At 69.8% G+C, this 17,377-nt stretch carries 13 protein-coding genes; 6 read left to right on the forward strand and 7 right to left on the reverse strand.

Translation table 11 applies throughout. The features are described 5' to 3' along the window. Positions 1 to 109: 109 nt before the first annotated feature. The gene (locus KIT14_17500; protein MCW5892320.1) at positions 110 to 1,324 is read left to right on the forward strand and encodes a glycosyltransferase family 4 protein; all 1,215 of its coding nucleotides are present in this window, start codon (positions 110 to 112) and stop codon (positions 1,322 to 1,324) included. Positions 1,325 to 1,333: 9 nt separating this feature from the next. On the opposite strand, the gene KIT14_17505 is transcribed toward KIT14_17500, so the two are convergent. Continuing rightward, positions 1,334 to 2,284 (reverse strand): glycosyltransferase family 2 protein, encoded by a 951-nt coding sequence (locus KIT14_17505; protein ID MCW5892321.1) that lies wholly within the window; start codon positions 2,282 to 2,284, stop codon positions 1,334 to 1,336. Then, positions 2,236 to 2,805 (reverse strand): dTDP-4-dehydrorhamnose 3,5-epimerase, encoded by a 570-nt coding sequence (gene rfbC / locus KIT14_17510; protein MCW5892322.1) that lies wholly within the window; start codon positions 2,803 to 2,805, stop codon positions 2,236 to 2,238. The genes KIT14_17505 and rfbC overlap by 49 nt, the downstream gene beginning before the upstream one ends. A gap of 134 nt (positions 2,806 to 2,939) precedes the next feature. Here rfbC and KIT14_17515 point away from each other — a divergent pair, with 134 nt between their 5' ends. The 3 genes from KIT14_17515 to KIT14_17525 all read left to right on the forward strand — a co-directional run bounded on the left by KIT14_17515 (position 2,940) and on the right by KIT14_17525 (position 6,228). After that, positions 2,940 to 3,962: an SDR family oxidoreductase gene (locus tag KIT14_17515; protein ID MCW5892323.1), complete on the forward strand. Its 1,023-nt coding sequence runs from the start codon at positions 2,940 to 2,942 to the stop codon at positions 3,960 to 3,962. Positions 3,963 to 4,027: 65 nt separating this feature from the next. Then, positions 4,028 to 4,819 carry a dTDP-4-dehydrorhamnose reductase gene (gene rfbD, locus KIT14_17520; GenBank protein ID MCW5892324.1) on the forward strand — a complete coding sequence of 264 codons (792 nt, stop codon included), beginning with the start codon at positions 4,028 to 4,030 and terminating at the stop codon, positions 4,817 to 4,819. 8 nt (positions 4,820 to 4,827) lie between these two features. After that, positions 4,828 to 6,228 carry a sulfatase gene (locus KIT14_17525; GenBank protein MCW5892325.1) on the forward strand — a complete coding sequence of 467 codons (1,401 nt, stop codon included), beginning with the start codon at positions 4,828 to 4,830 and terminating at the stop codon, positions 6,226 to 6,228. A 72-nt stretch (positions 6,229 to 6,300) separates the two neighbouring features. Here the strand turns inward: KIT14_17525 and KIT14_17530 are convergent, their stop codons facing one another. The 4 genes from KIT14_17530 to KIT14_17545 all read right to left on the reverse strand — a co-directional run bounded on the left by KIT14_17530 (position 6,301) and on the right by KIT14_17545 (position 13,031). Further along, positions 6,301 to 9,516 (reverse strand): hypothetical protein, encoded by a 3,216-nt coding sequence (locus KIT14_17530; GenBank protein MCW5892326.1) that lies wholly within the window; start codon positions 9,514 to 9,516, stop codon positions 6,301 to 6,303. 492 nt (positions 9,517 to 10,008) lie between these two features. Then, positions 10,009 to 11,022 (reverse strand): glycosyltransferase family 2 protein, encoded by a 1,014-nt coding sequence (locus tag KIT14_17535; GenBank protein MCW5892327.1) that lies wholly within the window; start codon positions 11,020 to 11,022, stop codon positions 10,009 to 10,011. After that, positions 11,019 to 12,275 (reverse strand): ABC transporter ATP-binding protein, encoded by a 1,257-nt coding sequence (locus KIT14_17540; GenBank protein ID MCW5892328.1) that lies wholly within the window; start codon positions 12,273 to 12,275, stop codon positions 11,019 to 11,021. The genes KIT14_17535 and KIT14_17540 overlap by 4 nt, the downstream gene beginning before the upstream one ends. After that, entirely contained in the window at positions 12,276 to 13,031 is a 756-nt protein-coding gene (locus KIT14_17545) for an ABC transporter permease (protein ID MCW5892329.1), read from the reverse strand. Positions 13,032 to 13,357: 326 nt separating this feature from the next. Here KIT14_17545 and KIT14_17550 point away from each other — a divergent pair, with 326 nt between their 5' ends. Further along, the gene (locus tag KIT14_17550) at positions 13,358 to 14,539 is read left to right on the forward strand and encodes a glycosyltransferase family 2 protein (GenBank protein ID MCW5892330.1); all 1,182 of its coding nucleotides are present in this window, start codon (positions 13,358 to 13,360) and stop codon (positions 14,537 to 14,539) included. Continuing rightward, positions 14,536 to 15,786: a glycosyltransferase family 2 protein gene (locus tag KIT14_17555; GenBank protein MCW5892331.1), complete on the forward strand. Its 1,251-nt coding sequence runs from the start codon at positions 14,536 to 14,538 to the stop codon at positions 15,784 to 15,786. Before KIT14_17550 ends, KIT14_17555 begins: the two co-directional genes overlap by 4 nt. On the opposite strand, the gene KIT14_17560 is transcribed toward KIT14_17555, so the two are convergent. Beyond that, on the reverse strand, positions 15,745 to 17,289 hold the full coding sequence (locus tag KIT14_17560; GenBank protein ID MCW5892332.1) for a hypothetical protein: 1,545 nt from the start codon (positions 17,287 to 17,289) through the stop codon (positions 15,745 to 15,747). The genes KIT14_17555 and KIT14_17560 overlap by 42 nt on opposite strands. Positions 17,290 to 17,377: the final 88 nt, after the last annotated feature.

Below are 17,377 nucleotides of genomic sequence, written 5' to 3' on the forward strand. Positions count from 1 at the left end.
AACGCCGCCCCGACACCCTCGGCGGCGCCTGCGTCGCGCAGTGCGTTGCTTGACTCCCTCGCGCGCCAGCTTCTAAGCTCGATCGACCCTCTCGCGGACGATCTCCTCCATGTCGGCTCATCGGATCTGCTTCGTGGAAGCGAGCATCGGCGGCGTGGTCGGCGGCTCGCTCACCGGTATCCTGCACCTGATCGAGCGGCTCGATCGTCGTCGCTGGGCTCCCAGCCTGGTGCTCTACGAGCAGAAGGCCGTCGTGCCCGAGCTCGAAGCGGCCGGCATCCCGGTCCACGTCCTGCCGCCGCTGCCGGCGCCCTCGGCCGACGGCAACCGCGGCCGCCTCGGGCGGGCCGTGCTCCGGGCGAGCGACCTCGTCCGCGTCGTGCGCCCGCGCGCCAAGGCCCTGCGCGAGGTCTTCCGGCACGAGAAGCCGGACATCATCTACCTGGCCAACGGCATCACCGCGAACCTCGACGGCCTCTTCGCCGCCGCCGGCAGCGGACGCCCGGTGATCGCGCACGAGAAGGGCTTCCGCCGCGTCGGACCGGTCGAGCGCTTCGCGTCGCGCTGGGTCGACATGTGCGTCGGCATGACCGAGGAGGTGACGCAGCACTACCGCGACCGGCGGGTGCGCGCGCGCCGCTTCGGAACCATCTATGACGGCATCGACTGCACGCGCTTCGCGCCCGGCGGGGGCGGTGCCGTGCGCCGCGAGTTCGGCATCCCGCCGGCGGCGCCGCTGGTCGGCATCGTCGGCCACATCCAAGAGTGGAAGGGCCAGCTGCTGGTGGCCGAGGCGGTCGCGCGCGTGCGCCGGCGCTTCCCCGACCTGCGCTGCCTCATGGTCGGCGGCGTGCACCGCGAGGGGCAGGCGTACGGCGACGAGCTCCAGACGCGCATCGCCGCGCCCGACCTCGCCGGCCACGTCCTTCTCACCGGCGCGCGGCGCGACGTCGCCGCGTGCCTCGACGCCATGGACGTCGCGATCCACGCGTCCGTGCGCGCCGAGCCGTTCGGCCGCGTGATGATCGAGGCGATGGCGCTCGGCCGGCCGGTGATCGCGCCGAACGAGGGCGGGCCGCGCTTCATCGTCGTCTCGGGTGAGACCGGCCTCCTCGTGCCGCCGCGCGACGCGGCCGGCCTTGCGGACGCGATCGAGGCGCTGGTCGCCGATCCCGCCCGCCGGCTCGCGATGGGACGTGCGGCGCGCACGCGCATCGATGCGGTGTTCGACATCCGCCATCACGTGCAGGCGATGGAGTCGCTCTTCGCCGAGCTGCTCGGGGTGGAGGGACCGGCGGCGGCGCCCGGCAAGGCCGTCGCCTGAGCAGACCGCTCAGCGCAGCCCGAGCTCGCGCAGCGGCAGGGGCCGCCCGAAGAGCCCGTCGCGGTAGCCGCGCCACAGGAGCGCCGTCACCGCGCGATCGCCGCGCACGGTCTCGCGCGCGAGGCTGGCGCCGATCGTGACGCCGAGCCGCAGCCACTCGCGCGCGCCGGCGTGCTTGCGCGCGAACAGCATCGTGTTGCGTGCCGAGAGATAGCGCGCCGGGTTCGCGAGGCCGCGCCCGCCCTCGCCGCGGTGGACGACGCGCGCCGCCGGCGCGAACAGGATGCGGAAGCCGGCTGCGCGCGCGCGGACGCACCAGTCGACGTCCTCGTGGTAGGCGAAGAACGCCTCGTCGAGCGCGCCCACCGTCGCGATCGCCTCGCGCGTCAGCAGCATCGCGCAGCCCGGCACCCACTCGACGGCGCGCACGTCGTCGAACGCCGGCCCGTCGGGCTGGCCGCGGCCGACGCGCTCGACGAGCGCGGCGCGCCAGGTGACGCGGCCCCAGGCGAGCCAGAGCCGCGTCGGATCGGCGGCCGAGAGCACCTTCGCGCCGACGGCGCCGACGCGCGGCTCCGCGGTCGCCGCGCGCACCAGCGCCGCGATCGCGTCCGGCGCGACGGTGGCGTCGTTGTTGAGGAGCAGCACGTGCGTCGCGCCGGCCTCGAGCGCACGGGCGAGGAGCAGGTCGTGGCCGCCCGCGAAGCCGAGGTTCTCCGGCACGCGCACGAGCGTCGCCACAGGGGCGACGTGCGCGAGCGCGCCGGCGTCGAGGGTCCCCGTGCCGTTGTCGAGCACCGCGACGAGCGCCGGCGCCGGCGCCGACGCCGCGACGCTCGCGAGGCAGCGCAACGTATCGGCCGGATCGCCCCAGTGCAGGACCGAGACGGCGACGCGGGGCGCCGTCGTCGTCAGGCGCCCTCGAAGCGGAAGTGCTGCGAGCGCGGGTCGGCCAGCCACTCGGCGAGCGTCGGTGCCACCTGGTCCTTCTCGGAGACGATCGGCGGCATGTCCGGCCACGCGATGCCGAGCGCCGGATCGTTCCAGCGGATGCCGCCCTCGCGACCGGGGCCGTGCGCGCCCGTGCACTCGTAGAGCACGATCGAGTCGTCCGCGAGCGCGAAGGTGCCGTGCGCAAAGCCGGGCGGCACCCAGATCACCTGATGGTTCTGGTCGGTGAGCTCGACGGCGACGTGGTCGCCGAGCGTCGGCGAGCCGTGCCGCACGTCGACGACGACGTCGATGATCGCGCCGCGCACGCAGCGCACGTACTTGCCCATGGGCGGGTCCCACTGGAAGTGGAGGCCGCGCACGACGCCGCGCTTCGACCACGTCTGGATGGCCTGCTCGAAGCGCCGCGGGATGCCGAGCGCGTCGAGGTCCGTGCCCACCCACGATTGCAGCAGGAAGCCGCGCTCGTCGTGGAAGTTCTTCGCCGTCACCACCTGCACGCCCGGCATGCGGGCGGGGTCGATCTTCATTGCAACCTCCGGGCGGGCGATGCTACGGTTCGACCTGTTTCGGAGTCAAACGCAGTCTCCGGAGCACCCACCACGGCGCCTGCTCGGCCGGGCGCGTCCAGCTTCATTTTCCTGGAAATCCAGCGAGGGTACGCATGATTCTCGTCACAGGCGGCGCCGGATACATCGGTTGCGTCGCGGTTCGCCAGCTCCTCGACAAGGGGGAGACGGTCCGGGTCTTCGACAAGCTCTACTTCGGTGACGAGGGTCTCGCCGACATCCGCGACAAGATCGAGCTGGTGCAGGGCGACATCCGCACGTTCGATCCCGCGGTGCTCGACGGCTGCGACGCGGTGATCCACCTCGCCGGCCTGTCGAACGATCCCACCGCCGAGTTCAATCCCAAGGCCAACGAGGAGATGAACACGCGCGGCACCGAGGTCGTCGCCGAGGCGTGCAAGCAGAAGGGCGTCAAGCGCTTCGTGTTCGCGTCGACGTGCTCGATCTACGACCTCGGCTTCTACGCGCCGGACTTCCTCCGCGACGAGGAGTCCGAGGTGAAGCCGCGCGCGGCGTATGCCGTCTCCAACTACGACGCCGAGCGCATCCTGCTCGACATGGCCGACGATCGCTTCTGCCCGGTGCTGCTGCGCCAGGGGACGGTGTACGGCTGGAGCCCGCGCATGCGGTACGACCTCGTGGTCAATACCTTCATGCGCGACGCGCTCGCGAAGGGCTTCCTGACGGTCCACTGCGGCGGCGAGATGTGGCGGCCGCTGGTCGACGTCGCCGACCTCTCGCGCGTCTACATCGCCTGCATCGAGGCGCCCGACGACAAGGTCTTCAAGCAGATATACAACGTCGTCGGGAAGAACTACCGCATCCTCGAGCTGGCGCACTGGGTGCGCGAGGCCCTGAAGCCCGTGAAGAAGGTCGAGATCGAGGTCGACTACACGAGCCACAAGACGCGCTCGTATCGGGTCAGCGGCGAGCGTGTGGAGCAGGCGCTGGGCGTGCGCGCGATGGTCCCGGTGAAGGAGTCGGTCGAGAACATGCTGCGCAAGATCGCGGAGAACGGCCAGCAGGACTTCTTCAACCCGCGCTACTACAACATCGACTGGATGACGCTGCTCGCCGACATGGAGCAGACCATCAAGCGCATCGGAGGCGTGTTCTGAGCACCGTCGCCGTCATCGGCAGCACCGGCCAGCTCGGCAGTGACTGCGTCGAGGCGTTCGCGGGGTTGAACGTCACCGGCCTGTCCCACGACGACCTCGACATCGGCAACGCCGAGGGCGCGCGCGCGAAGCTCGCCGCGCTCCGGCCCGACGTCGTCGTCAACACGGCCGCCTTCCACAACGTGCCGAAGTGCGAGACCGAGGTCGCGCAGGCCTACGCGCTGAACGCCGCCGCGCCGGGCACGCTCGCCGCGATCTGCGACGAGCTCGGCGCGCGCCTCGTCCACGTCAGCACCGACTACGTCTTCGACGGCGCCAAGCAGACGCCCTACGTCGAGACGGATCGCCCGGTGCCGCTGAACGTCTACGGCATCTCGAAGCTCGCCGGCGAGTACGCCGTGCTCGCGCGCGGCGGGCGCCATCAGGTCGTGCGCTCGTCGGGCCTCTACGGCGTGCGACCGTGCCGCGCCAAGGGCGGCAACTTCATCGACACGATGTACCGCCTGGCCGGCCAGCAGCCGGTCGTGAAGGTCGTCAACGACGAGATCCTCACGCCGACGTTCACGGCCGACCTCGCCGCGCAGATCCGCGTGCTTGCCCTCGAGGGCGAGCCGGGGCTCTACCATGCGACCAGCGGCGGCAGTTGCTCCTGGTACGAGTTCGCGCGCGCCATCTTCGAGCTGGGTGCCTTCACGACGCCGCTCGAGCCGACGACGGTGACGGCGTTCGCCGCGCCGGTGAAGCGCCCGTTCTACTCGGTGCTGGAGAACGCCGTGGCGGCCCGCCAGGGCCTCGATCGCATGCGGCCCTGGCGCGAGGCGCTCGCCGACTACATGACGCGGCGCGCTGCCGCCTGAGCCTTCGCGTGCGGCGACGCTTCTCGCTCGCGGGCATGCTCCTGCTCCTCGTCGGCGCGGGTGCAGCGGCCGTGTGGTGGTCGCGCCGTCTGCCCGACGTCGTCGTCGTCGTCGTCGACACGCTGCGCGCGGACCGGCTCGGTGCGTACGGCAATCCGCGCGGCCTGACGCCGTACCTCGACGCGCTCGCGACCGACGGAGGCCGCTTCGCGCGTGCGTGGTCCGCGTCCTCCTGGACGAATCCGGCGGTGGCGAGCCTCTTCACGAGCCGGTACCCGACCGAGCACGGCGTCGGACGCTACGACTCGCGCCTGCCGGCCGAGGAGGTGACGCTGGCGGAGCGGCTCGGCGAAGCGGGGTATATCCGGCTTGGCTTCACCGCGAATCTGCGCCTCACGGAGGAACTGGGATTCGCGCAGGGCTTCCAGGCCTGGTTCCCGTACGTCGGCGACGGTGACAAGCCGCGCGTCGGCCGCCTGGTGCACGACGCTCTCGCCCTAATCGACGAGCTCAAGATCGCCCGGGGGCCGTTCTGGCGACGCTGGGTGCGGCCGCCCCTGTTCCTCTACCTGCAGTTCATGGAGCCGCACGGGCCGTACCTGCCGCCGGAGCCCTGGCGCAGCCGCTTCGGCACTCCGCCGCCGCCCGGCGCCACGGACCGCAGCGTCAACGACGACATGATCGACCCGTCCCGCTGGTCGCAGATCGACGAGGCTGCTCTCGCGCTCCTGGAGTCCCTGTACGACGGGGAGGTTGCGGCGCTCGATGCCGGGCTCCTGCCGCTCTTCACGGGTCTGCGGGAGCGCGGATTCCTGCGCGACGGCATAGTCGTCGTCACGGCGGACCACGGTGAGGAGTTCCGTGAGCACGGCTTCCTCGGGCACGGGACGAGTCTCTACGATGAGCAGCTGCGCATCCCGCTCCTGATGCAGGTGCCGCGCGGCCGCGCGGGTGTCGTCGTCGAGGAGCCGGTCTCGCTTGTCGACGTGGCGCCGACCCTGCTCGATCTCCTCGGTCTCGCGCCCGAGCCTCGGTTCGAGGGGCGCTCGCTCGCGCCGGCGCTTTACGGCCACGGGGTCGGGCGTCGTGACCTGCTCGCGGAGCTGCTGCCGAACAGCCCGAAGGGCGACATGGGTCGCCACGACGCGGCGCTTGTCCGCTGGCCGGCGAAGATCCTCCTCGACCGACGGCGCCCGGACGGCAGCCAGCCGGTAGAGCTCTACGATCTGGCCAACGACCCCGGCGAGCACCACGACGATCCGGCGACGCTGCGGCCCGAGCGCAACGCACTGCTAGCCGCGATGCAGGCGTGGCGGATGGCGTTGGGAACGCGCATGTCCTTGCACGAGCAGGGCACGGTCACGCCCGAGATGCAGGAGCGGCTGCGCGCGCTCGGCTACGCGCACTGACGCGCGCTCGAGTCAGCGGCCGCGTCATATATATCGACGTCGCAAGATTCCAGCGCCGGTGGATGGTCGCACTCAAGGCTCGCCAATCACCACCACCTCCGCAAGATTCAGCGCGTACGTAGTGCCGAGTAATTGCACGCGTACGTAGCGCCCCGTGCGAGTGATGGGCGCCGTGAAGCGACGCCCAGGTGGGTCGACCTGATGGATGGTCAGCACCCCGGGTGTCGCTGCAATCACGGTCGGGTCGTTCGACACGAACGGCGTGTCGGACACGAACACGTTGAAGTTCTGAAGCTGATTCACGCAGCAGGCGTCAGTGCGGTTCCATATCTCGATGTCGTGAAGGACTCGGACGGCGCCGAGGTCAACTTGCCACCATGGCCGGTTGGTTCCGGTGTGTGAGACGGACCCCGAGAAGAAGTCGCCGCTGATGTCACCATCGTTGGCGGCGCTCGCGTATCCGCACACTCCGAGGAAACAGAAGGTTGCCGATTGTGTCGCCGGTTGGGCGAGCGCGAGATTGACGGCTTTGGGTTGTAGGCGGCCGATGTGCTTGCGGCAGTAGTTCCCGAACCACACGTGACCGTTGGATCCGTCAACGGCGATGCCGGAGCCGGAATCCCCAAGTGTTGCACAGGCTTGGGTCAGCGTCGTCTCCAGTGGGAAGAGCGCGAGTGGGGGGAACATGACGATGTCCTTCCAGTCGCGTTTCACGTAACCGATCGCCGCGCGTGACGCTTCGGGATGAAGCCCGCCCATGGTGAACCAGACATTGTCCTTTTGGTCGGCAATGATGCTGTGCTGATGGTACTCCGACGCCGGGCCGGGAAGGTGTCGAGCGACAGTACACGGATTGCGATAACCGTCGAGGGTGAGGCATGTCGGGTCGCCAGCGCGCGAGACGTCGAAGCGATTGATCGTGCAATCGCTGTATTCGTTGACCACGATATCCTGCCCGAACACTGTCGTGAGTTCCCACGGCGATGAGCCGATCGTCCACTGCTGGCCGCGGGTCGGATCGTCGCCAAGCGGATAGACTGTGACCTCTCCGGTATCGGTAGCCAGGCGACCGAGGCTGCTGCCTCCGAGGTTCCGGAGTGCGTCATCATTCCCTCGTCCCCAGTAGGACGCATACCAGATCGCTCCGTCCGGCCCCAGCTGTATGTGAGATGGCATGAGGACGAACGCCGGTAACTTGTACTCGTGGAAGATGCATCCAGGACGATCCTCGCCGAAGTAGCAGACCGACGAGCTGAGGTTGCAGTCGGTGTCCCACAAGCAGCGTCGCGTCGAGTTGTCTGAGCAGCACGCACCGAACACGTCGCTGCATGACCATGAGAGGCATGCTCCCGAGGGCGAGAAGACGCGGGTGCCATCGTGCGCGAGGCCGGGCTCGTCTGGATCGAACCAGCCGATCCGCGCCGGAAGGGTATCGAATATGCCACCCCCGCGGGCTTGTGCGGTGTACCAGACGCGGTCGTGGCCCTGCCCGTCGTAGTTTGCTTCGTACGCCATGCCGCGAACGCCGGGGTCCTGTCCTGGCATGTTGTACATACGCATCTCGACGATGTCCCCCTCGTGTCCCGGCGTCGAATCCCAGCGATACATAGCGATCCGGGCATAGTTCCATGCCTGAGGCTGCAACAGCGGAGAGGCCTGGCCCGTCTCGGAGAACCAGACCCGTCCATGAGGATCGACCAGAACCTCCTCGCTTTGACCGCTCATGATCGTCTGGGACCCGTTGAGCACTGTATAGAAGGGCGGTGGGTTCGGATGATTGAAGGGGAGAGCCGTGACGAATGATGGGGATCCCGGTGTGACCGACTTGAAGTAGAAGCGGCTTTCGTCGTTGAGCCAGACTCGGTGCAGGGGGTCGGAGCCGTCGACGGCAAGCGCCAGGGGGTGGGGATTGACGTTCAACGGTGGGATGGGGCCGAGCTGGCTCGGGGTATAGTCGAGCGCGTAATACTGGATCCGTTGCATTTCGGTACGATCGATAGCGTTCGGGCCGGTTACTACCTGAACGGATGCTGCAGACCATGCCGCCGGCAGCTTGGCCGTGATCCAATCTGAGTCCCAGAAAACGATGCATGATGACGTCAGCACGTCGTTGCAGACGTCCATGGAGCCTACGATGAGCGTGTCTGGCCCTTGCGTGAAAACGAGCACACCGCCATCCCCGAAACCGATTCCGGTGATCGCCACCGGCACGACTCCCGCATCGCGCTGAGCCGCCAGCGGCGGATGGTGTGCGCGGGGCGAGGCCGCCACTACCTGAAACTCCTGTTGCTCATTCGCGGTCGCGAGATAGGCGATCCCGTCCAGCAGGCTCACGGCATGGGCCGCGCCGTTCGTACTGAAGGTCGTGAGCTCCACCGGCGCCGCTGGGATACGGATGTCGACTATGGCAAGTCCGCGTTCGGGAGTGGTGCTGGTGACGTAGGCACGGCCGCTGGCTGCTGCCACGCGGCGGTTGTTGCTACCTAGGTTGAGGGAGCCCACGGAGGTCAGCGCACCGCCCGCGCCGATGCTCCAGGCGAAGAAGTCTGCATTCGCCCCGTTGTCGTCCGTGGTGCCGTAGAGGCGCCCGCTGTCGATGGCCAAGCCCCTTCCAACGGTCGATCCCGCCACGTTCACTGACGAGGCGATCGTGATCGCATTTGGGACGGTCACGTTCAGTGCCAGGAATTCGCTGGTTCCCTGCGCCGTCGCGAGAAACGCTAGGCCCGCGGTCGCCACCATGTCATTTACCGCCGCCCCGACGTCGAACGATCCAAGCAGTGTCGGATTCGCCGGGTTCGCGGCGTCGACGATGAAGAACTCGGCATCGGCACCTGGGTTGTTCGATGTACCGACGAATACGGTCGTTCCGATCGCCGTCACGGCGCTGCCGTCGCCCGTCTGCGGTAGATCGAAGGTGCCTACTAGGGCGGGCGCGCTCTTGTTCGTCAAGTCGACGATCATCAGCTCGGCAGCGTCGTCGGCAGTGGCCAGATATGCGCGAGTTCCATCGGTCCATATGGAACGGACATCGGACCCGACGTCGAGCGATCCTACGACGCCCGACGTGCGTGGAGGATCGATGTCTACGACGAATAGCTCTGGGGCTGTGCCACCGTCGGAGTCGACCACGACGTAGGCGTATTGACCTACTGCCACGACGTGGTTTGCGTGGCGGGCGCCGTCGAAGTCGACGGTGCCGACGAAGGCTGCATTGGCCACTGCCACAGTCGTTGCGCCAAGCGCAGCCACTAGTCGAGCCGTACGGATGGTGGCGAGCGTCTTCATCGTGACGTCCTCCGTGACGGGTAGTGCGGCACTGGTGGCGCGAAGGTGGAGCGAATGTCAATATATAAACACGTTGATTAACAGACGCAATGCATGAAGTGCTCTCCGGCGTATATCGGAAGTGATCATGAGACGATGCGATCGGGGGGCATCGTGGTGTCTTGAGGCGCGGGGAGGTCTCGATGCCGTGTGCCGAAGGGGCGAAGAGGCGGTGAGCGGTCGGGATGATGGCCGCTGCCGGTGTCCGCGCCTCGTTAAATTCGGACCAGCCGCTGCTGCACGCTGACGGGCGCCCCGATCGAAAGGCTCCGGCGATCGAACCGGCGTCCCGGAATCTTCTCGCGGTCGGATCGAGCCCCGGGTGATCGGTCGCTCCCGGATGCTGCCCGAGCCCTCTTGTCACTCGCAGGATCGTCGACTTAGCCACGGGCGGCCGCCCATCACGCGCCGAGGCGCGTACCACCAGTCGTGCGGCGGCGCGAGATGGCTTGGCTACACGCCGAGCCAGCGCTTGATGCGCGCCTTCAGCCCCTGGGAGAGGTTGCGCTTCATCGGCGGCGGCCACTGCACCGTGATCTCCGACGGCGTCAGCCGGCCGCGCATGCCGTCGACCATGCCGCGCACGAACGCGCGCTGGCCGAGGATGGCGTGCTTGGCGTTGTCGAGGGTGAAGAAGGTGATGCGGCCGATGACGCCGGCCCACATGGTCGTGAACAGGAACGCCTGCTGCGCGAACGTGCCGTGCTTCTTCGCGAAGGTGAAGGCGTTGCGGCCGATGAAGTAGCCGTACGAGAAGACCTTCTTCTGCGTGAGGTCGGCCGACGAGCCGCCCTTGTGCAGGATCTTCGCGCGGTCGACGTACACCACGCGGTAGCCGGCGGCGCGGGCGCGGTAGCACCAGTCGACGTCCTCGTTGCACTGCCAGAAGAACTCGTCGAAGAGGCCGACCTTCTGCAGCGACTCGCGGCTCATCATGCAGGCGTTGCCGATCACCCAGTCGACGTCCAGCGGTGCGGCTTCGAGCTTGTCGTCGGGGACGAAGCGGCCGATCGTCTTCACCAGCATCGGGCCCCAGGTGACGGTGCCGTACTTTCCCCAGGTGTACTCGGGGTTCTCCATGAGGAGGTTCTTCGCGCCGCCGACGCCGATGCGCGGATCGCTCTGCATCGCGCGGACGAGCTCGGTGACGAGCGTCGGCGTGCACAGCGTGTCGCTGTTCAGCAGCATCACGTAGTCGATGTCCGGCTGCTTCAGCGCCCACTCGAGGCCGACGTTGTTGCCGCGACAGAAGCCGAGGTTCTCGCCGTTCTCGATGAGGGTCACCCAGGGAAACTGCGCACGCGTGGTCGCGACCGTCTCGTCCTCCGAGCCGTTGTCGAGGACGACGACCTGGAAGTTCGGATAGTCGAGGACGGCGAAGCTCTCGAGGCACGGGACGAGCTCGTCCACCCGGTTCCAGGTGAGGATGACGACCGCCACCTTCGGCGCGGTGCTGGGAGCGTTCACGAAGTGCCCTCCTGCAGGCGGGGGACGCCGGCGTTCGGATCGTCGGCGGAGGCGATCGCGACGTGCAGCTCGGCGCCGAGGTCGGCGATGCCTTCCCCACACGCGCTGCCGTCGACCGAGAAGGTGACGAGGTGATTGATCCAATCGTGGACCGTACCGTCGCGCGAATTGGCCATGGCGACGGTGAGCGAGTAGTGGCCGTTGCCGAGTGCGACCAGGAACGGGACCTCGATGCGCAGCCGGGAGCCGGCGGTGAGCGCGCCGAGCGGGCGGCGGAGCAGGACGGTGTTCGTCGAGTAGACGACGTGGCCGCCGAGCCAGATGATGATGCCGAACACCGTATCCGTGCAGTCGTCATGGACCTCGGCGTCGACGTGGAGCACCGCGCGCACGCCGGCGCGGAAGCTGTCGGTGCGGCGACCGGCGGCGTCGCGCAGCTGGATGTCGCCGAAGCGCACGGCGCCGTCGCCCCAGCGGTGGTCTGCGTCGGCCGGGGCATCGAGGAGCTCCGGCTTCACGGGCGAGGTCTTCATGACGGTGAGATAGGTCTGCACCACCTCGGCCGGGTCGCCGGACATCACGATGCGGCCGCGGTCGAGCCAGAAGGCGCGGTCGCAGAAGCGCTGCACCGACGCGAGATCGTGGCTGACGAGGACGATCGTCTTCTTCTCGCGCTGGAGCGCCTCGAAGGTCTCGACGCACTTGCGCTGGAACTGCGCATCGCCGACGGCCATCACCTCGTCGAGCAGCAGGATGTCGGCGTCGGCGCGAATGGCGGTCGCGAAGGCGAGACGCACCATCATGCCGGACGAGAGGCTCTTCAGCTTGGCGTCGCGGAACTCCTCCAGCTCCGCGAATGCGACCACCTCGTCGATGCGGCGCGCCATCTCGGCGCGCGGGTAGCCGAGCACGGCGCCGTAGAGGGCGACGTTCTCGCGCACGGACAGCTCCTGATGGAAGCCGAGCCCCAGCTCCAGGAGCGGTACGAGGTGCCCGTCGACGCGGATGGTTCCGCTGTCGGGCACGAGGATGCCCGCCATCAGCTTCAGCAACGTGGACTTGCCCGAGCCGTTCGAGCCGATGACGCCGACGAAGCTGCCCGCAGGCACCTCGAACGACACGTCCTGCACCGCCTGGAGGACGTCGACGGCGGAGGGGCGGAAGAGCCCGAGCAGGCGCTCGAGGAGGGTCGTCTGACGCTCGTGCGGGATGCGGAACGCCTTGGAGACGTCGCGGATCTCGATCGCCGCCATCTAGAAGTACTCGACGACGCGCTCCTGGAGACGTCGGAACGCGAGTATCCCGAGTCCGAGCACGCCGAAGGCGAGGATCGTGGTCTTCATGATGCCGACCATGTCCGGCCAGTAGCCATAGATGACCGCCTGGCGGGCGTACAAGATCAGGCGCGCGAGCGGATTGTAGGTGATGAGCCAGCGCCACTGCTCGGGCATGAGCATGTCCTGATAGATGATCGGCGTCAGCCAGAAGCCGACCTGGACGCCGATGCCCCACAGGTAGCCGATGTCGTGGAAGCGGACGTGGAGCGGGGCGAGCAGCAGGGCGATCCCGAGCGCGAGCACGACGAGGTCGAGGACGAGGATCGGCAGCACGATGACGGGCCAGCCGACGGGGACGTCCGTCGCCCAGAGGATGATGCCGAGGACGACGGCGCTGATCACGAAGGTGAGGAACGCGTTCACCACCGCCGCGCAGATCGGGATCCAGCGCGGCATCGGCACCTTCCCGATGATGCCCGCGTGCGTCATGAGCGCGCTGACGCCGTTCGTCGAGGCCTCGGCGAACAGCCCCCACATGGTGATGCCGAGCAGCAGATAGCCCGGGTAGTGGGGCACGTCGAAGCGGACGAACACGGAGAAGACGAGGAAGTAGATCAGCGAGAAGAGCAGGGGGTTCAGGACCGACCACGCGTACCCGAGGACCGAGTGCGTGTATCGGATCTTGAAATCCTTGAGCGCGAACTGGGCGATGAGATGCCCGTGGCGGGTCATGCGAGGTGGTGCGGCGCGCGGCGGGATGGGCGGGGTGGCGGCCGCTCATCACCAGGGCGGGGACGCGCTGCCCTCCCCGGCGACACGGCTCTGCGACACGCGGCGGACCCTACCAGAGCGCCGCATTTGGCTGCAACACGGAACGCCCTCGCGAACGCCATCGCGGGCGCTGTGTCGCCGACCCGTGCGCGCGTTGACGGTCGCGGCTGCGCGCGGCTAACATCCCGCGCCTTCCGTCGTACGTACCCATGGCCCTGCCCACACGACTGCGCTCGCTGGTGACCCGTGCGCGGTCCCGCTGGAAGGAATCGACCGACCCGCGGATCGTGCGCCCGAGGGACGTGGTCATCGTCGTCCTCAACTGGAACGGCCGCGAGGTCACGCTGAAGTGCCTCGAGAGCCTGGCGGCGGCCGACCTCGGCGGTGCCCGCGTCACGGTGGTCGACAACGGCTCGCGGGACGGCTCGGTCGAGGCCATCCGCGCCGCGTTCCCCGACGTCCCCGTGATCGCGCTGCCGCAGAATCGCGGCTACGCGGGCGGCAACAACGCCGGCATCCGCGACGCGCTCGAGCGTGGGGCGCGCGCCGTCCTGCTCCTCAACAACGACACCAAGGTCGCCACCGACTTCCTCGGGCCGCTCGTGTGGCTGCTGAACGAGTGTCCGCGCGCCGCCGCGGTGGCGAGCGCGATCTACCGCTACGACGTCCCCGAGGTGCTGACCGAGGCCTGGCTCGAGGTCTACTGGGGCTTCGGCATCGTGCGTCGCAAGGGCGTGAACGCGCTGCCGGGCGAGGGCTTCGACGCGGTGCGGCCGGTCGACGCCGGCGTCGGCTGCTCGCTGCTCATGCGCGGCGAGGCGCTGCGGCGGTTGGGCCCGCTCGACGAGGCCTACTTCGCCTACCACGAGGAGGTCGAGTGGTGCGTGCGCGCCGGACGCGCCGGCTGGCAGGTCTTCTACCAGCCGTACTCGCGGGTCTGGCACCACATCTCGAAGAGCACCGACGTGCCGCGTGCCCCGGCGCGGCGCCGGCGCCCGCCCGCCGGCGAGGAGCTGCCGAACCCGATCCCGCTGCAGTGGAACCCCGTGCGCACCTACCTCGGGGCGCGCAACTCGGTCCGCTTCATGCGCACGCACGGCTCGCTGCGCCAGCGCGTCTACTTCTGGGCGTCGACGCTCTACAACATCCCGCTCGAGCTGCTGGCGATCGTCTCCGGGCGCGAGGAGGAGCTGAAGCTCGGGCTCTTCGGCTACCGGCGCGGACTCGCGAGCTGGTGCTACGACGTCGCCGGCGTGCCGTCGGAGACCTGGCCCGGCAAGGAGCCGACGCGATCGCAGCGGCTTCGCGCCCTCCTGGTCGCGCCCTTCGCGCTCACGGTCGCGCTGCCGCTGGCGCTGTGGCGTGCGCGGCGCGACGGGCTCACGCGACAGGTCGAGGCGTGCGTGGCCGGCCACTGGGACGGCATCCTCGGCCGTCCGCTGCCGCTCGAGCGCCTGGGCCTGCGATGAGCGACGCGATCGACGCGGGGCCTCCGCCGCTGGCGCCGGCGCAGGTGACGATCGTCGTCCTCAACTGGCGTCGTGCCGACGACACGATCGCCTGTCTCGCGAGCCTGGCGGCCGCCCGGCTCGACGGCGCGCGCGTGCTGGTCGTCGACAACGGCTCCGGCGACGGCTCCGTGGCGCGCATCCGCGCCGCGGCACCGGCCGTGCCGATCATCGCCCTGGCCGAGAATCGCGGCTACGCGGGCGGCAACAACGCCGGCATCGAGCAGGCCCTCGCCGACGGTGCGGCGGCCGTGCTCCTCCTCAACAACGACACGCTGGTGTCGCCGGACTTCTTGGCGCCGCTCGTCGAGGCGCTGGCCGCCAGCCCCGAGGCGGCCGCCGTGTGCGGCGCCGTCCATCGTCACGACCGGCCGGAGCTGCTCGACGTCGCCTGGTCCGAGGTGCGCTTCGCCGACCGTCACGCGGTGCAGTTGCGCGGCGTCAACGCCGTGCCGGGCGAAGGCTTCGACCAGCGGCGCAACGTCGAGATCGCGGTCGGCTGCGTGCTGCTCCTGCGCGCGACGGCGCTGCGGCAGATCGGGCTGCTCGACGAGACCTACTTCGCCTATCACGAGGACGTCGAGTGGGGCCTGCGCGCCCGCGCCGCCGGCTGGCAGCTGTTCTACGAGCCCTATGCGCGCGTCTACCATCGCGGCTCGGCCAGCACCGGCGTCGGCGGACGCACGGCGGATCCGGGCGCGACCGACGCCGTCAACCTCGCGCTGCCCAACGCCGAGGTGCTGCGGCCGAATCCCGTACGCGCGTATCTCGGCGGCCGCAACGTGGTGCGACTCCTGCGCGCCTATGCGACGCCCGAGGAGCGCCGCTCGTTCGTGAAGCAGCTCGCGCGCCGCGTGCCGCTCGAGCTGGCGGCGCTGGCCCTCGACCGACAGGGCTGGCTGCGGCTCGGGCGCTTCGACTGGGCCGAGGCCGCGCGCGTCTTCTTCCTCGATCGGCACGGGTTGCCGCGCGGCCCGCTGGCGGGGGCGGCACGACGCCGGCGGGCGCTGCGGCTCGCCGTGCTGGCGCCGGTCGACGTCGTCTGGGGCGCGCCGCACGCCGTCTGGAGCGCCTGGCGCGCCGGCCGTCTGTCCGAGGCGACGGCCGAGCTGCGGGGTCTGCTCGACGGCTGGCGCGATCGCCCGCTGCCGCTCGTCCGTCTGGGGCTACGTCCCGCCGCGGGCGAGGAAGGCGCGCAGGGACGGTAGGCCGGCGATCACGTCGACCAGCGCCTCGGCGATGATGCGATGGCCGGCGCGGCTGGGGTGGGTGCGCTCGGCCATGAGGAACAGCTGCCCGAACTCGGCGACCGGCGCGCGCCGGGGTCCGGGCATCTTCTCGGCGCGCACGCCCTGGGTCGACGGGAGCGGGAGGTGCGGCAGGAACTCCGGCTCGTCGTCGCGATGGAAGCGGTAGCCGACCGACGGCACGCGGGGCGGCACCAGCACCGTCGCGGTGTACACGCCGTCGCCCGCGATCTCGTCGCCGTCCGCGCCGTCGTCGTGCATCGGCGTGTCGAAGCGGAAGGTGCCGAAGAACTCGGCCTCGCCGGCCACGGTCACTGCGCCTCCGGGCGGCACGCCGGTCACGCGCAGGACGAGCCGCCGGCTGCCGTCCTCGTGCGGGGGGTCGTCGAGCGCGCCCGCCGGCGCGAGGCCGAGCCGCTCGGTGCGGGCGGTCTCGTCGGTGACCCGCAGCGCGGCGAAGCGCTCGACGAGGTCGACGAACGGGATGCCGTCCGCCTGTACCGCCGGGCGCACGCCCTGCACCGCGCGCGTGGCCATGAAGTCGACGTTCAGCACCACGAGATCGGCGCCCGCCGCGCGCGTCGCCTCGCGGGCCTCGTGGATCAGCTCGCCGATCTGCGGCAGCGACACGCGCCGGCAGCTGCCCGGCGCGGTGCTCTGCGCGCGGCACCCGGGACTGGGCTCCTCGCCGCGCTCGGGGCGGTGGTCGGCGAGCAGGCGGGCGATGGCGGTGCGCTGGACGAAGCCGACGACGGGCGCGACGAGACGGCCGACGCTGCCCGGCGCGGGCCCGAGGTGCTCGAGATCCGTCGTCGTCACCGGATAGAACTGGTCGTTCGTGCCGTGGGCCATGACGACGACGTCGGGGGCGAGCGCGAGGCCTTCGGTGCGGAGGTAACGAACCCCCTGGGCCCAGCTCCACCCCGGGACGCCGGCGTTGATCACCTCGAACGTGCGGCCCGGCCAGCGCGCGGCGAGCAGGTGCTCGAGCTGGCGCGGGAACGGGTCGTCCTGGTCGACGTTGAACCCGAAGGTGATCGAGTCGCCGATGCAGAGCACGCGATAGTGGCTCGGGTCGCGGGGGCCGACCGGCGGGCTGCGGCGGCCGGCGGCGTCGGTGACGAGCGTCCACGTCGCCCCGGTGCCGGCCGGCGTCGGGTTCACGGGCTGCGTCTTGGTGGCATTCGGCGAGCTGCGCCAGAGGAGGACGGGACAGGCGCGCAGCGGCGTCGGGTTGATCTCCGGCGCGAGGTCGATGCCGGCGAGCGTGCGCGACACGAAGTCGGTCGGCACCTCGGCGGCCGTCGGCTCGGCGCGGCGGGCGAGCAGCGCCGCGGCGCCCAGCTCCAGCGCTCCGAGCATGCCGACGAGCAGGACGAGGGTGACGACGGTGAGAGCCACCGCCCCGCGCCAGCCGCGCAGCCGCGCCGGCGCGCCGGACGAGGGCAGGGCAGGCGAGGGCACGCCTGCTCCGTTCGCATGGCCCGTCGTGACGCGCAAGCCGCGGCCGGCCGTGCGTTGCCACCCGGAAGCCCCCCACCTACACTCACGG

The sequence above is a fragment of the bacterium genome, assembly GCA_026129405.1.
GTDB lineage: Bacteria > Desulfobacterota > Binatia > DP-6 > DP-6 > JAHCID01.

What these genes read in the sequence shown, in the direction of transcription:
- KIT14_17500 (MCW5892320.1), top strand. Translation starts at nt 110, where the DNA reads ATGTCGGCTCATCGGATCTGCTTCGTGGAAGCGAGCATCGGCGGCGTG.
- rfbC (MCW5892322.1), bottom strand. Translation starts at nt 2,805, where the DNA reads ATGAAGATCGACCCCGCCCGCATGCCGGGCGTGCAGGTGGTGACGGCG.
- KIT14_17515 (MCW5892323.1), top strand. Translation starts at nt 2,940, where the DNA reads ATGATTCTCGTCACAGGCGGCGCCGGATACATCGGTTGCGTCGCGGTT.
- KIT14_17530 (MCW5892326.1), bottom strand. Translation starts at nt 9,516, where the DNA reads ATGAAGACGCTCGCCACCATCCGTACGGCTCGACTAGTGGCTGCGCTT.
- KIT14_17540 (MCW5892328.1), bottom strand. Translation starts at nt 12,275, where the DNA reads ATGGCGGCGATCGAGATCCGCGACGTCTCCAAGGCGTTCCGCATCCCG.
- KIT14_17545 (MCW5892329.1), bottom strand. Translation starts at nt 13,031, where the DNA reads ATGACCCGCCACGGGCATCTCATCGCCCAGTTCGCGCTCAAGGATTTC.
- KIT14_17555 (MCW5892331.1), top strand. Translation starts at nt 14,536, where the DNA reads ATGAGCGACGCGATCGACGCGGGGCCTCCGCCGCTGGCGCCGGCGCAG.